Genomic DNA, 15262 nt, shown 5'->3' with positions numbered 1-15262 from the left:
GCCTCGCCGCGGCAGCGAAGAAGGAGGTTGCCCAGCACGTCGGCCACACTACAACGCCCGCACGTGCCACAGGCAACCCGTCCGCCCGGCGTCACCGCAGCAGCGCGACGCCGTCGGGTGTGCGGCCCAGCAGCAGACCGCCGACCGCGGTGATCGACCGCACGTCGCGCGGGAGCTCGACCTGCCACACCCGCTGACCGTCCCGCACGTCGCACGCGACCACGACCCACGGGCCGCCGAGCCCGGCCGGGTCGCCCGGCACGAGCAGCAGCGCGCCGTCGGACACGGGCTCCCAGGGCAGCCACTGCTCGATCTCGTAGGACCACAGCTCGGTGCCCCGAGCGACGTCCAGGACGCTCACCCGCGGGCCCTCCGCGACGACCGCGGTCCCGTCCACGACGCCCACGGGGCGCTGGTTGGTGACCAGCCGCCACGCCTCGTCGCCGGTGGCGAGGCCCACCGCCACGACGGCGGAGCCGGTCATCGTCAGCGCGTACCCGTCGCCCGAGCCGTCGTCGACCCGCAGCCGGGTCGGCAAGGCGGGCACCTGCGCGACCTCGTCGCCGCGCGCGTCCACCACGACGCCGCCGTGCAGCGGCGTCCACGTCGCGTAGCCGTCGCGGAACGGCGCGACGGCGAGCGGGACCAGCCGCGACGCGACCTCGTGCGCATGGCCGTCGCTCAGGCGCAGCACCGCGATGTCGGCCCCGCGCACCACCGCCACCTGCTCGGTCGTCTCGATCGTCACCTGGTTCACGTCGAGCTGGCTGAACAGCCGTGTGCGGGAGACGTACGCCCAGCGCACGGTCCCGTCGGTGCCCGCCCGGCGCTCGACGTGCGTGCGGCCCTCGGCGTCCGACATCGCGACCACCAGGTCGTCGTCCACGCGCTCGGCGTCCAGGAACTCGCCCTCGACCCGCCAGGTGCCGACGCGCCGTCCCGACGTCAGGTCGTACGCGAGCACGTCGACGACGTCGGTCGCGACGATCTCGTCGGGCGCCTGGTCCTGGTACACCGCGCCGGGCTCGACCCGCACGCACAGCACCAGCGAGTCGACGCGGCGCCCCAGGTGGCTCGGGCACATCACGTCGCCGCGTTCGATGCCGGGGCCCTGTGCCGCGACCTCGGCCGTCCACCGCGGCTCGCCCGACTCCTCGTCGTACGCGGTCAGGCGCCAGGCATCCGCATCGGCGGTCACCGCGACGACCGCGTCGCTCCCGACGAGCACGGCGCCCGCGCCCTGCTCGGCCCGGACGCGCCACTGCTCGTGCACGGGCCCGTCGACCGGCAGCAGGAGACCCGGCACCGCGAGCGCGTCGCGGCGTGCCGCGGCCCGGCGCTGCCCGTCCAGCACGGCCAGCAGCGCGACCACGAGCACCAGCACGACGACGACCAGCAGGAGGACGCGTGACCGCGACCACCGCCGCGGTTGGGCGTCCGACCCGCCCTCCGGGTCGCTCCCCCGGTCGGGGCGCGCGCGGACGTCGTCGGTCGAGGACTCCACCACCTCGACCGGCTGCAACGACGCAGCACGGCCCGCGTGTGCCATCCCGCCAGCGTAGGCCCGGGACGGCCCGGCCGTGGGTGATCAGACGGTGGCTTCGACCAGCCGCAGCGCGCAGTCGCCGAACACCACGACCGCGCCGACGCGCAGCCGCACCGGCTGGTCCACCGGACAGATCACCTGCGCGCCGTCGGGCAGCGTCACCACGGTGCCGTTGGTCGAGCCACGGTCGGCCACCCACACCCCGGACGGCTCGACCGCGAGCTGCAGATGCGTCTTGGAGACCGAGCGCGTGGGGTCGACGACGCGCACCAGCTGGACGCCGTCGGCGGCCGCTGCGGGGTTCCGCCCGACGAGCGCGGTGTGCTGCACCAGGACACGCTGCCCGTCGCTGATCTCCACCACCGCACCGGCGGGACCGGGCTCGGGCTCGGGTACGTCACCGGGACGGACACCGGGCACGTGGCGGCGCGTGGCCTCGACGTCCTCGAGCTCGTCGGCCGGCGGCGGCACCGAGGCACCCGGCACACCCGCGAGGAACGCGGGCCGGCCCGGGCGCGGCGCGTCCGCCGTCACCCCCGCGGAGGCGGGCGGGGCGGGCACCGGCGTCACGGGGTCCGGAGCAGCGGGCGGAGGCGGCACGGGCGGCGTGGCCCCCGCCACCGCCGCGGGGCTCGCGGCGATGATCGGCATCGCGCGCGTGTCGAGGTCGGGCCCGGCGCGGTGCTGCGCGAGCGGCGCGAGCACCAGGGGCGCGGTCGGCGGGTGCGGCACGGCGGGCGCCGGCGGCGCGTCCACGTGGCGACCCTGCCCGGCGGGCGGCGGCGCAGCAGGGGGGCCGGGCGGGGGCGGGGGTGCGGTCCACGGCGTCTCGGCGGGCCGGCCGGCCGGCGCCGACGTCGCGCCGGCGGGTCCGCGCCACGCGAGCGCCGTCGGCGCCTGCGCGACCTCCGGACGCGGCGGCGGGGGCGTCCCGGTGCCCGCGGGGCCGCGCACGTCCACCACGAGCGCGCGCGCCGCCTGGTCGTGCCACCCGCGGCGCCGGCCCGAGGAGTCGAACAGCGGCGAGATCAGCACCACGAGCTGACCGACGCCGAGCGCGAGCGAGCCGGCCGCGACCACCAGACCGCGCAGGAGCACACGCGCCATGCCGATCGGGCGCCGCGTCCGCTCGTCGACGGTCCTGATGCCGAGCGCGCGCCGGCCGAGCGTCCAGCCGAGCCGACCGTGCAGCACCCACTGCACGAGCACCACGACGACGAGCGCCGCGCCGCACGCAGCGACGAGCCAGCCCGGGACGTCCGGGCCCGCGCCGTCCGCGGCCCGGCCCTGCACCGCACGCAGGCCCGCCTGCGCGGACGTGGCCAGCCACAGCCAGCCGCCCGCGAGCACGGCCACGAGGCCGTCCAGCAGCACGGCGGCCGCGCGACGGCCCAGGCCGGCCACCGGCGCCGCGGTGTTCGGTCGGTTCACCGGTTCTCCTCTCGAGCACGCCGCGCGGGCGTGACAGCGGGCTCGGGTGCGAGTCCCGCACGGTGCGCACGGCGGACCCGGCCCCCGCGCCGCAGCGACGCGATGGACAGGCGTGCGCGCACGCGGCGGCGCCACCCGACGGCGCGCCACATGGCGGCCACGGTGCGGTCCACCTCGGCCCAGTACGTCTGCACGTGCTCGGGCGCGGGCTCGCCGGGGCCGAACACCGCGCGGTCGGCCGACCGCGCGAGCGTGGTGACCTGCCCCGCGACGTCGGGGTGCCGCCGTGAGGTCGGCTGCGCGTGCGCGGCGAACGCGGCCGCGAGCGCACGCGCGGACTCGTTGCGGGTGGCGAGCGCGGGCACGGGGTGACGCAGGTCGGTCGCGGTGTCCAGCACCTCGGCCCAGCCGCCCGCCACGCGCGTCACCGCATCGCCCCGCCGTCGCCGGCGCCGGCGACGACGCGCCTTGATCGCGGCGATCACCAGGAACGGGGAGGCGAGCACCAGCAGGGGCAGCAGCACGCTCGCCGCGACGACCGCGACGGTGCGCCACAGCGCGCTCGACCCGGCCTCCTCGTCACCCGGCTCGGGTGCCGGCTGCTCGGTGTCGACGTCCGGGGGCGTCACCGAGTCCGGCGGCGGGGGCGGCGGCTGCACGACCTGCGGCTCGTCCTCGGGCTCGGTCTCCTGGTCCTTGTTGTCGGGCGTCTGCTCACGCGGCGGCGTCGCGTCGAACGGCACCCAGCCGTGCCCCTGGAACGCGATCTCCACCCACGCCTCGACGTCGTCACCCGTGACCGCCACCGGCTCGTCGGACGCGACGTCCTCCTCGGCCGGGACGAACCCGAGCACGACGCGCGCGGGCAGCCCCATCTCGCGCGCCATGAGCGCGAGCGCGGACGCGTACTGCTCGCCGTTGCCGATCATCATCTGGTCGCCCAGCAGCGTCGCGATCCGGTCGGACCCGTGCCCGGACAGGCTGAGCTGGTCACCCTCGCCGTCGCTGTAGAAGCCGTCGTCGATGAGGAACTGGGACAGCGCGCGCGCCACCTCGACCGCCTGCCCCGCGTCGCGTGCCACGTCCGCCGCGGTGGTGCCCACGACGTCGGGCACGGCCTGCATCGACGGTTGCTGCAGGTCGGCGGGCTCGGCCGTGCCGACCTCGGCGTCCTCGGGCACGCGCGGCACCACGACGTCGAGCTCGTACCGCATGCCCGCGGACAGCCCACCCGTCATCACGGCGGCGCCCGTGGCGTCGTTGTAGCGCAGCTGCGACGCACGCGACCCGAGGTCGAAGCCGCTCGCGAGGCCCACGGTGGGCAGCCACACGCCCGTGAGCGCGTCGATCGTGAACTCGACGTGCGCGGGTGCGCCCGGGACGCTCACGGGGTTCTCGCCGCCCACGCGGCGGAACTCCCCCGAGCTCTCCGCGCCGCCCGCGGCGACGTTCCACACCACGCCGTCGAAGTGGTCGAGCGTCGCCGGGCGCACGCGCGCACCCTGCGGCAGGCCCGAGACGGTGAACAGCGTCTTCTCGTCGAGCTGCTTGAGGTACTTGCGGTACGCGGACAGCGGGCTCGCGTAGTCGCGGGGGTCGAACGGCGGGGTCAGCACGTCGCGCAGCACGAACCGCGGCTCGTCGGCGACCACCGCGGGCGCTCCGGCGGCACCCGCACCGAGCGCGACCGCGACGAGCGCGCCCGCGGCCACGAACCTGCGGGCCCGCAAGGTCCCCGCGCGCCAGGCCGCCCAGCCCAGCAGCACGACGACCGTCACCAGACCCGTGACGAGCGGCGGCACGGTGGGGTTCGCGGTGCCGAGCAGGATCACGACGACGAGCACGGCCACGGGGATGACGGCGGCGGCCGACGCCGCGGCACCGCGCAGGCGCGTCGCGGTCGCGACCGCACCGAGCGACCCGACGAACGCGAGCAGCAGCGCGGCCACCAGCACGGTGCCGGACCGGCCCAGCGGGGGCTGCAGCGTCACCACCTGCGCCCACGACGTGACCGCACCGCGCGCGAGCGCCACGAACGTCTGCGCGCTCGGCACCACGCCCGCGAGCGTCGTCGTCGGCGCGGCGAGCGCGCCGCCCGCGAGCACGTACACCGCGACGGCCGACGCGACGACGCCCAGCGCCGACCAGCGGCGCCACGCCGCGACCAGCGCGAGCCCCGAGCCGAGCAGCAGGCCGCCCGCGATCGCGGGCAGCGCGACCGTGCCGCCGTACACGTCGAGCAGCGGGTACAGCACGAGCGCCAGGACGCCGACGAGCACGACCGCGTCGACGACGGCGCGCGCGAACGGCCGTGCGGGAGGTGCCGGGCTCACGAGACCACGCGCCGCAGCAGCCGGGGCAGGTCGTCGAGCGCGCCGAGCGTGCCGAGCGTGAGCAGCCCCTGCGTCCGCACGCTCACGTCCGCGCCCAGGTCGCACCGCACGACGAGCGTGCGCGTGCCCGCCGGGAGGTGTCGCGCGCCGAGGCGGAGATCGGTGTCGCTCGGCGCCGAACCCGTGACCAGCACGGCCACCGAGCACTGCGGAGCCTCGCGCACGATCCGGCGGCCGAGCAGCGTGACGCCGGCACCCGAGGGCGACATCTCGACGCCCGCGCAGTCGTCCAGCAGCACGGGCGGCGTGGTCACGCGCAGCGAACCCGCGCCCGCGAGCACCTCGAGGTCGCGCTCGTCGCGCAGCGTCTGGACGCCGATCGAGGCGATGGTCGAGACCGCGAGCTCGAACTCGTCGTCGTCGGCGTAGTCAGCGGGGTCGGTCGCGAGCGCCAGGACGGTCTGCGTGCGGCGCGTGTCCTCGAACTGCTTGACCATGAGCTGCCCGCGGCGCGCGGTCGTGCGCCAGTGGATGTACCGCCGGTCGTCGCCCGCGACGTAGTCGCGCAGCGCGTGGAAGGACATGTCGGAGTCGGACAGGTCGCGCGTGGCCTGGCCCTCGAGGTCCCGCAGCAGGCCCGCGCTCGCGCCGCCCAGCGCGACGAGCGCCGGGTGCACGTACAGGTCCACGGGTCGCGTCCACAGCACCGCGCGCCGCGCGATCCCGAGGGGGTCGCCACGCACCGACCGGACGGGGCCGACGACGACGACCGCACGGCGCGCGGTCGGGATGGCGAACAGCTCGTCGTGCGCGGCACCGGGTGCGAGCGACGGCACGCCGAGCTCGGCCAGCCCCGCCCCGACCGGCAGCTCGAGACGCGACGGCAGCGAGCGCCGGCGCGCGGCGTTGCGGATCTCGAGGCGGCCGACCGCGCGCTCCCCGATCTTCACGCGGTTGTCGGCCATGTCGAGCGTGACCGCGTACCGGGCGCGCCCGAGCGTCATCACGAGCGACAGCAGCACCACCGCGGCCGCGCCGGCGCCGAGCGCGGCGAGCTCGACCCAGCCGAGCAGCCGGCCGAGCACCAGGCCGACGGCCGCGACGAACGCGGTCCCCCAGCCGAGGGCCGAGATCCGCACGTCAGGCCGCCCGCAGCGCCGGCGGTGCGACCTGGTCGAGCAGGCGGGCCAGCACGTCCGTCGCGGTCACCCCGGCGAACTCCGCCTCCGCGTCGAGCACCAGACGGTGGGCCAGCACGGGCTGGGCGAGGTCCTTGACGTCGTCCGGCAGCACGTACTCGCGGCCCTGCGAGGCCGCCCACACCTTGGCGCACCGCACCAGCGCGAGACCGCCGCGCACGCTCGCGCCGAGCGCGGTCTGCGAGTCGTCACGCGTCGCCTCGGTGATGCGCGCGACGTAGTCGAGCACCACGGGGTCGATGTGCACCGTCTGGGCGAGGTCGGCCATGGTGCCGACCGCCTCGGTGGTGATGCGTGCCGTCAGGCCGAGCGTGCGGTCCTTGGCACCCGCGAGGATCTCGATCGCCGACGCGCGGTCCGGGTAGCCCAGGCTCGTCTTGATGATGAACCGGTCCAGCTGCGCCTCCGGCAGCCGGTACGTGCCCGCCTGCTCGATCGGGTTCTGCGTCGCGATGACCATGAACGGACGGCCCGCGGAGTGGCTCACGCCGTCGACCGTGACGTTGCCCTCCTCCATGACCTCGAGCAGCGCGGCCTGGGTCTTGGGCGAGGCGCGGTTGATCTCGTCCGCGAGCACCACCGAGGCGAAGATCGGCCCGGGGTGGAACTCGAAGCGACCCGTCCCCTGGTCGTAGATCGTCACGCCCGTCACGTCGGACGGCAGCAGGTCCGGCGTGAACTGGATGCGGTGGTGCGTGCCCTGCACGGTCGCCGCGAGCGCCTTGGCCAGCGACGTCTTGCCCGTGCCCGGTGCGTCCTCGAGCAGCAGGTGCCCCTCGGCGACCATCGCCGTGAGCGCGAGCCGCACGGTCGCCTCCTTGCCCAGCAGCGCGCGGCCGACGTTGTCCACCAGTGCCGTGAACGTCTCCGCGAACCAGGTGCTCTGCTCGGGCGTCATGTGCTGCTCTCCGTGGGTCGTCCGTCGGGGGTGGGTGTCGTGCGCGTGCGTGCGGCGCGGGTGCCGAGTGTGGCCGACCGGGTGCGCCGCCCGGGCTCGCGACGCGCCGCACGGCGCGTCATGCGCCACGCCGTCGTCGGGAGCGCCGCGACGCCCACGTCCGCCGCACCGCCACCCGAGGCGGGCGGATCGGGCGGCGGGGTCGGCTGGTACGTCACGTCGGGTGCGTTCACGGTCGCCGACGAGCCGCGGTCGTTGTACGCGACGACCGAGAACCGGAACGTGTGGTCCTCGTCGGCGTCGACGCCCAAGGACCCGAACGACCGGGAGACCGGGTCGTGGCTGCCCGTGTCGGTGCACTGCGCCTTGCGGTCGTCGACACGCCAGCAGTACTCGTACCGCACGGGCAGGCCGCCCAGGTAGGTCGGCTCGCCCCAGTCGGCCGTCAGGACGTTCCCGGCGTCGCCCGTCGCCAGCGTGAGCGTGGGCGACGTCGGCTCGGACGGCTTCTCGCCGTAGCCGATGTCCTTCACCTGGCTCGCCTCGGACTGGCCGATGCTCGTGATCGCGCGCACCCGCAGCGTGAACGTCGTCCCGTCGGGGCGGATGTCCCAGTCGGTCACCGTCACGTTGTCCGAGGTCCCGGTCGTCGGTATCCAGTTCGTGTCGTCGCCGCGCCGCGTCGAGAGCTTGTACTCGTACCGCAGGTCCGCCCCGCCCCCGCTGGACACGGCATCCCACGAGACCGCGACCGTCTGCGGATGGCTCGCATCCGCGGGCGCGGTCTTCTCGATCTTCAGACCCTGCGGCTGGCCCGGCGGGGTCGTCGGCGTGGCCGAGACGGGACCGCTCCGGTCGCTGCTGCCCGCGTCGTTGGTCGCCATCACCGTGTAGCGATGCTCGCTGCCGCCCGCCAGCCCGGAGTGCCAGAACCACGTGCTCTGCCCGGAGTAGACCTCCGTCCCGCCGTCGAACACCGTGTAGCGCACGGGGTTGGGCGAGCCGTTGCGGTCCACGGCGTTCCAGGACAGTCGCACCTCGCCCGCGCCGGCCGGCGCGTCCGCGGACAGCCCGCCCGGCGTCAGGGGCACGCCGTACGTGAGGGCGGTCTTCTCGGCGTACGGGCCCCAGCCCGTGATGTTCTTCGCGCGGACGCGGAACGTGTACTCGACGCCGTTCTCGGCCTTCCGGAACGTGAACGAGTTGGGTCCGGTCGGGCCGAACGTGCCACCACCCGGGCCGTCGACGACGATCTGGTACTCGGACACGGGGTCGCCGTTGTTCGCGGCGTCGCTCCACGTCACGTCGATCTGCCCACCCGTGGCGGTGTTCGCGCGCCGCGCCTGCAGGTCGCCCGGGGCCCCGGGCGGCGCCGCGGGGTACTGCTCGCTGCTGCGCGTCGTCGGACCGCCCGTCGGCAGGTCGTTGAACGGCTGCACCGAGATGCTGTAGCGCTTGCCGTTCGTCAGCCCCGTGAACGTCCAGGACGTCACGTTGCGCGTGACCACCGACGTGACGCCCGCCTCGGCCGGCAGCAGCTTGATGACGTACTCGCGGATGGGCGTGCCGTTCGACGGCGGCACGTCCCAGGACCAGGTCAGCGAACCGTCGCCGCGGCCGTCGAACCGGATCGAGCCGACCGCGTCCGGCACGGCGTCCGGGATCGCCTGGCTGGACGCGACGCTCTCGTCGGACCAGCCCACGCCGTTCTGCGCGGCGACCGTGAACGTCACGGCCTTGCCGTTGGGCAGCCCGGTGAAGTCGCACGTCGTCGTCGCGCACTGCGCCTGCTGGCCCGACGACGCGGTGAGCCGGTAGCCCGTGATCTTGCTCCCGCGGTTGTTGGGCGCGTCCCAGCGCAGCCGGACCACGCCGTCCCCGGTCTCGACCACCTGCGGCCGCCCGGGCGCGTCCGGGCGGCCCTGCACGGTCAGCGCGATGCGCCCCTCGACCACGCGGTCCGGGTCGCCCGTGGCGTCCTGCACGCGGTACCGGACCTGCATCGAGCCGATGAAGCCCATCGCGGGGGTCACGGTGACGCTCGAGGCGCTGGACGTCGCGGTCCCGGCACCGGGCGTCAGCACCGAGGCGCCGATCACGCGCAGCGGCGTCGGTGCGAACGGGTTGAACGCGCCCTCGAGCACGTCGAGGGTCACGGGCTCACCCTCGACGGCGTCCGGGACCGTGCGGTCCAGCACGCGCGCCGTCTCGCGGTTGGAGGCCGTGACGCGCAACGGCAGCTGCACGTCGAGCCGACCGGACTTGCCGAACCCGATGCGCAGCTCGATCAGCCCGCGCGTGTCCTTGCGCGCCGTCTGCTCGGCCGCGACGTAGAGCACCGACCCCTCGATGGACACGATGAACCCTGCGGGGATCGCGGACGTGATCTGGTAGGAGTACCGGCCCTCCTCGGGCGTGGTGCCCTCGGGCGTCGTCGTGATCTTGCGCAGGTCGATGTCGTTCGCGGGCTCACCGGGCCCCACCGTGATCTCCGAGGGCGCGAACGTCGGGGGGTGGTCCTCGACGGCCAGGACCTCGATCGGGAACGTGAGGAACGACGTGCGCGCGGTCGTGTCGTTCGCATCCGTCGCGTCCGTCACGGGCAGCGTCACCGACGCCTGACCCGCGAAGTCCTCGTCGGACACGAACGTCAGGCTCTCGCCGCCCTCGCTGACCTTGACCGTGCCGCGCGTCGCGGTCACCTCGAGCGGGTTCGCGACCGTCGGCCGGCGGCCCTGGGCGACCTGCACCTGCTCGTCGAGCGAGATCACCAGCTCCTCACCCGAGGAGACGCGCAGGTCGGGTGCGCCCGGACGCGGGGTCGGGCGGATGAACCCGAGCGGCGGCACGGTGACGAACGCGTAGGACGTCGCGTTCTCCGGGTCGCGCACGTTGCTGACCTCGAACGGCAGCGTCTGCGTCTGGTCCGTCAGCGTCACGACGACCATCTGCTGGTCGTTGACCCGGGCGACCCCGGCGACCGAGTCCGGGACCGTGACGCGCAGGTCGGACGGCGGGCCGGAGGGGTTCTGCGTGGTCTCCAGGACGTCGACCGCCACCTCGGTCAGCCCGAACGTCTCGATCGCGGGCACGATCACGTCCTCGGCGATCGGCGGGAGCACGGGCGCGTCCTCGTCGACCTTCACGGTGAGCACCGCGTGGTCGCGTCCGCCGCGTGAGTTGGTCGCGGCGTAGCCGATCTGCAGCACCGCCTCCTGCTCGGGCGCCGTGACCGCGATGCGCCGGCCGCGCACCTGCGCGGCGACGCCCTCCTCCATGCTGAGCGTGGGCTCGAGCTCGAGGTCGTCCCCCGAGGAGTCGACGTCGTTCGCCAGGACCCGGACCTCGACACGCTCACCCGGGCGGATCGTGACCTCGTCGTCGCGCGCGACCACCTGCGCCGCGTCCAGCGGACGCGGGCTCACGCCCACGCGCACGGTCGCCACGGCCCGCTGCCCGACCCAGTCCTCGACCGCGTACTGGAACTCGACGGTCCCGGCGCCGGCCACGTCCGCCTGGTACTCGAGCCAGTCCGCACCGACCTGCGTCACGAGTCCCTCGGCCGGAGCGCTCGCGAGCCCGAGCAGCGCGACGCCGTCGCCGTCCGCGTCGATGCCGACCAGCGGCACCTCGATGCGCACCTTCTCCCCCGCGAACACGCGGGCCTGCAGGTCCCGCGGACGCGGCAGCGGCTTGTTCGACGCATCGGACTCGTGCACGCGCACGGTCACCGTCCCGGACGCCTCGTTGCCCGTCGAGTCCTCGACGACGAACGTGGCGCGCGCGGTCAGCGGTCGCGCGGGCGCCTGGTAGCGCAGCACGTCACCCGAGACGAACAGCAGCCCCTCGTCGGCCGCGAGCCCCACCGCGAGCTGACGTTTGAGCGTGAGCGTGTCCCCGTCGGGGTCGTACGCGGACTCGAGGACCGGGATGGTCACCACCCCGCCGGCGCGCACGGTGACCTCGACGTTCTCGACGACCGGTGGCTGGGTCGAGGCCGACGGCGGGAGCGGCTGCACCACGATCTGCCCGGTCGCGCTCGCATGGCCGTTCGAGACCACGTACGGCAGCACGACGGCGTGGTCGAGCGTGCGCTCGGACCGGACCTGGACCAGCTGGTGGTCGAGCACCGCGATGCTCAGCCCCGCGGCGTCGCTCGTGTCCACGGACTGCAGGACGAGCACACCGCCCGCGGGGTCGCTGTCGTTCGCGAGCGGGTTGATGGTCACCTCGCCGCCCGTGGGCAGGAACGCGCGGTCCCGCACGGCCACCGGCGGCTGCGCCTCCTCGGGCCACGCCTGTACGTCGATGCGGGCGAGTCCCGTGGCCTGCTGCGTGCCCGAGACCACCAGGAACGGCACGTAGTACGTCGCGACGCGCGGCGCGCTGAACGTGAACGTCCCCGCGTCGAGGTCGGGCGTCACCGTCGCGCCCGGGACGTCGTCGACCGCGGCGAGGCTCGACGGCTCGGACCCCGACGTGCGCACGGCCGCGAGCGGCTCGAGCGCGACCGTCTGGTCGACGTACGTCACCGCGTGCACGGGGTCGATCACGGGCGGCACCGAGCCCGCGGGCCGCACGTCCACCTCGAGGCGGCCCTCGGTCGGTTCGTCGTCGGAGCCGTCCGAGACCAGGACCGTGACGATCGTGCGGCCGAGCTCGGCACCGTCCGCGCGGAACGTCACCGTGCCGTCCTGGCGGAACCGCACCGTGCCGGACACCGAGTCCGTCGACGCGTCCACCAGCAGCAGGTCGTCGCCGTCGGGGTCGTGGAAGTTGGACAGCACGTCGTACCGCGCCTGCCCGCCCTGCTCCACCTGGAGCGTGCCCACGCGGTCCTGCACGGGCGGGGCGTTGGTGCCGTCACCGTGCACCGAGAGCGTCACGGTCGCGGTCGACGGCGTGGACGTCGCGCGACCGTCGTCGATCGTGTACGTGAACGTCTCGGTGCCGGAGGCGCCCGGCGCCACCTCGACCTGGAGCGAGCGTCCGCCGTAGATCGTCTCGACCTTGCCGAAGCTGCGCGGGAGCTGGTCGAACGTGCGGACCGCGAGGATGCCGCAGTCGGACGACGAGTCGTTCGCCACCACCGGCAGGACCGTCGTGCGCCCGGGCCGCACGCCGAACTCGTCGCTCGTCGCGACCGGGTTCGCGGAGTCGGACGAGCACTCCTCGACGAGCTCCTGCGTGGTCGTCGTCTGGTCGGACGTCGTGTCGTCCTGCTCCGGGTCCTCCTTCTGCTGGATGTCCTCCCAGTTGAGGACGCGGAGCTTGGTGTCCTCCTGCGGCTCCCACACGCGGCCGCGCAGCGTGTCGTTGAGGACCACCATCGACCGGTTCACGCGGAAGACCAGGTCGTCCTGCGCGGACATCTCCTCGAGCGCCTCGACCTGCGGGGCCTCGCCCTCGCACAGCCGCTGGTAGGACCCCACCGCGGACGCCCAGGCGCCGTGCGCGCACGAGTCGACCTGCACGGGTGCGGCCGGCATGCCCGAACCCTGCGTCGGGTGCTCGATCACGTCGCCGCCGTCGAGCGGGACCTCGAGCAGCGCGGTGCTGCTCGCCACCAGGACGCGCGACGAGTCCGGGCCGGGCTGCTGGAGCACCAGGTCCTGACCCTCGACCTCGATGTCGCGGTCGCGCGTGACCACCGTGCTTCCCCGCAGACCCACCGGCTCGTCGCCCACCACCGTCAGCTGGTCGAGCGCCCCCGGGCTGAACGAGCCGTCGGCCGAGGTCCGTCCCGCACCCGCGGTCACGTCCACCTGCGTCACGGCGCCCTTCGCGTCCACCGCGTGCACCACGCCGTCGCGCCCGACGACCGCGCGTCCGTCCTCGCCGAGCGCGACGTCGGGGTCGTCCTCGGTGGGCCGCAGCCCGCCGAGCTCGGCCAGCGTGCGCACGAACAGGTCGCCGTCGGTGTCGACGACCGCGAGCACGCCCGCGGCCATCGAGGCCGGTCCGCCGGGCAGGTCGGTGGGCTGCACGCCGGGCACGCTGACCTTGGTGGTCATCGCGACCGACGCGGGGTCGACCACGGAGACCGCCCCGGACTCGACCACGACGACCGCACCCTCGTCCTGCAGCACGTCGAACGTCGACGAGGTCGTGACCAGGCCGGCGTTCAGCTCGTCGACCTGCACGTTGTACCGGCCGACCTTCTGCGCCTGCGTCGCCGTGAGCCACACCGCGCCGTCGTTGAGCTCGACCTGCGCGAGCGGGAAGCCGGGGTTGAGCAGCGCGAGCACCGCGACGACCGCGGGCACCGTGACCACCGCGGCCGTCGTCGTGGCGCGGCGTCGCACCGTGTCCGTGATCATGCGCACGCCTCCGCGGGCTGAGCGGTCGCGCGGCCGTCGGACCGCACGATCGACACCTCGATGCAGACCTCGTCCCCCGCCCGGGCCGCCGGGATGGTCACCGCGGGCTCCTCGATCCGCTCGATCTCGGGCTCGCCCGTGACCTGGAGCACGGACCACAGGTACGCGTCGTCGGGCTGCGGGTCGGGGTTGACCCAGGTGAACCGCACCGAGCCGTCCTGCGCGCGCTCGCCCTTGAGCGTGTGCGGTGCGGGCACCACGGCCTGGTGCGTGACGGGCTCCTGAGCGAAGTCGGTGTCGCCCGGGCGCGGCTCGTCCCGCCCGGAGGTCGCGGCGGTCGCGATCGCGACGATCGCGGCGAGCACCACGGCGGCCGACGCGACCGCGGCGACGGTGCGACCGCGCCGCGCCGACGAGTCCTCGACCGGCTCGGGCTCACCGAGCGACGGCAGCTCGGGCGCCTGCTCGGGCGGTGCGACGAAGCCCGGCCGCGCGCGCTGCGCGTCGACCGTGACCGGGCCGCGCACGCGCGTCGGCTCCTGCTCACCCGCGGGTGCGGGCTGCGCGTCCGGGATCGCGACGATCGAGCGCAGGCGCGTGGCGTCCGCGACGTCGATCACGGGACCGCCCGCATCCGGTCCGGGCACGCCCTCGTCGAGGAGGTCGAGCGGCGTCACGGGCAGGCGCAGCTCGGCCTCGACCTGCTGCAGCGCACGGCCCAGCTCGGCCGCCGACCCGAACCGCAGCGCGGGCACCTTGGCCATCGAGCGCTCGAGGACCGCCTGCAGCTGCGGCGGCACGTCGTCGCGTCCGGTGGACGGCAGCGGCTGGCGCTCGATGCGCGCGACGAGCTGCTGCGCGCCGTTCTGGCCGCCGGGGATCTCGAACGGCGTGCGTCCCGCGAGCAGCGAGTACAGCGTCGCGCCGAGCGAGTACACGTCGGACCGCTCGTCGCCACGGGGGTGCTCGGCGAGCAGCTCGGGCGGCGACCACGGGATCGACATGCCGACCGCGACACCCGCGCCGTGGCCGGTGGTCGCCGCGATGCCGAAGTCCGCGAGCGCGGGCCAGCCGAAGTCGGTGGTCAGCACGTTCGCGGGCTTGATGTCCCGGTGCAGGATGCCCGCGCGGTGCGCGGTCTCGACCGCGGACGCGAGGCGCACGCCGATGCGCAGCACCTCGGCCACCGCGATCCGCTCGACGCGGTAGCGCTCTGCGAGTCCCGGCCGCGAGCAGTACTCCATGACCAGGTACGGCCGGCCGTCGGCGGCGATCGACGCCTGGTAGACCGTGACGATCGACGGGTGGTGCGAGAGCTGGGCCATGAGGTTGGCCTCGGTCTGGAACCGCTGGCGCACCTCGTCGTCCAGGCTCCCCGCGAGCAGCACCTTGACCGCGACCTCGCGCCGCGGCAGGTCCTGCCGGTAGAGGAAGACGTCGGCGAAGCCGCCCAGCCCCAGCGTCCGGACGTGCTCGTAGCCGGGCAGGGCAGGCGGCGCGGACGCCTCACGCCTCGCCGTCATCGGTGCATCCTC

General features: G+C 74.9%; 7 protein-coding genes. All 7 read right to left on the bottom strand.

Translation table 11 applies throughout. The annotated features are described in order from the left end of the window. Positions 1 to 91 precede the first annotated feature (91 nt). Genes CELGI_RS06340 through CELGI_RS06310 form a run of 7 tightly spaced genes read right to left on the bottom strand, consistent with a single transcriptional unit; the run spans position 92 to position 15250 of the window. Positions 92 to 1549 (bottom strand): outer membrane protein assembly factor BamB family protein, encoded by a 1458-nt coding sequence (locus tag CELGI_RS06340; protein WP_013883287.1) that lies wholly within the window; start codon positions 1547 to 1549, stop codon positions 92 to 94. A gap of 39 nt (positions 1550 to 1588) precedes the next feature. Next, positions 1589 to 2977 carry an RDD family protein gene (locus tag CELGI_RS06335; RefSeq protein WP_013883286.1) on the bottom strand — a complete coding sequence of 463 codons (1389 nt, stop codon included), beginning with the start codon at positions 2975 to 2977 and terminating at the stop codon, positions 1589 to 1591. After that, positions 2974 to 5310 carry a transglutaminase-like domain-containing protein gene (locus CELGI_RS06330; protein WP_013883285.1) on the bottom strand — a complete coding sequence of 779 codons (2337 nt, stop codon included), beginning with the start codon at positions 5308 to 5310 and terminating at the stop codon, positions 2974 to 2976. The genes CELGI_RS06335 and CELGI_RS06330 overlap by 4 nt, the downstream gene beginning before the upstream one ends. Beyond that, positions 5307 to 6449: a DUF58 domain-containing protein gene (locus tag CELGI_RS06325; RefSeq protein WP_013883284.1), complete on the bottom strand. Its 1143-nt coding sequence runs from the start codon at positions 6447 to 6449 to the stop codon at positions 5307 to 5309. The genes CELGI_RS06330 and CELGI_RS06325 overlap by 4 nt, the downstream gene beginning before the upstream one ends. A gap of 1 nt (position 6450) precedes the next feature. Then, complete coding sequence (locus CELGI_RS06320; RefSeq protein WP_013883283.1) at positions 6451 to 7407, bottom strand: AAA family ATPase; 957 nt, start codon at positions 7405 to 7407, stop codon at positions 6451 to 6453. After that, positions 7404 to 13727, bottom strand: coding sequence for a fibronectin type III domain-containing protein (locus CELGI_RS06315; RefSeq protein WP_013883282.1), 6324 nt, complete (start codon positions 13725 to 13727; stop codon positions 7404 to 7406). Before CELGI_RS06315 ends, CELGI_RS06320 begins: the two co-directional genes overlap by 4 nt. After that, positions 13724 to 15250 carry a serine/threonine-protein kinase gene (locus tag CELGI_RS06310; RefSeq protein ID WP_013883281.1) on the bottom strand — a complete coding sequence of 509 codons (1527 nt, stop codon included), beginning with the start codon at positions 15248 to 15250 and terminating at the stop codon, positions 13724 to 13726. Before CELGI_RS06310 ends, CELGI_RS06315 begins: the two co-directional genes overlap by 4 nt. Between the last annotated feature and the right edge of the window lie 12 nt (positions 15251 to 15262).

The sequence above is a fragment of the Cellulomonas gilvus ATCC 13127 genome, assembly GCF_000218545.1.
In the GTDB taxonomy this organism is placed as follows: Bacteria; Actinomycetota; Actinomycetes; order Actinomycetales; family Cellulomonadaceae; genus Cellulomonas; species Cellulomonas gilvus.
Note: the sequence above shows the minus strand (reverse complement) of the source record. Positions and strands in the feature narration are given on the sequence as shown.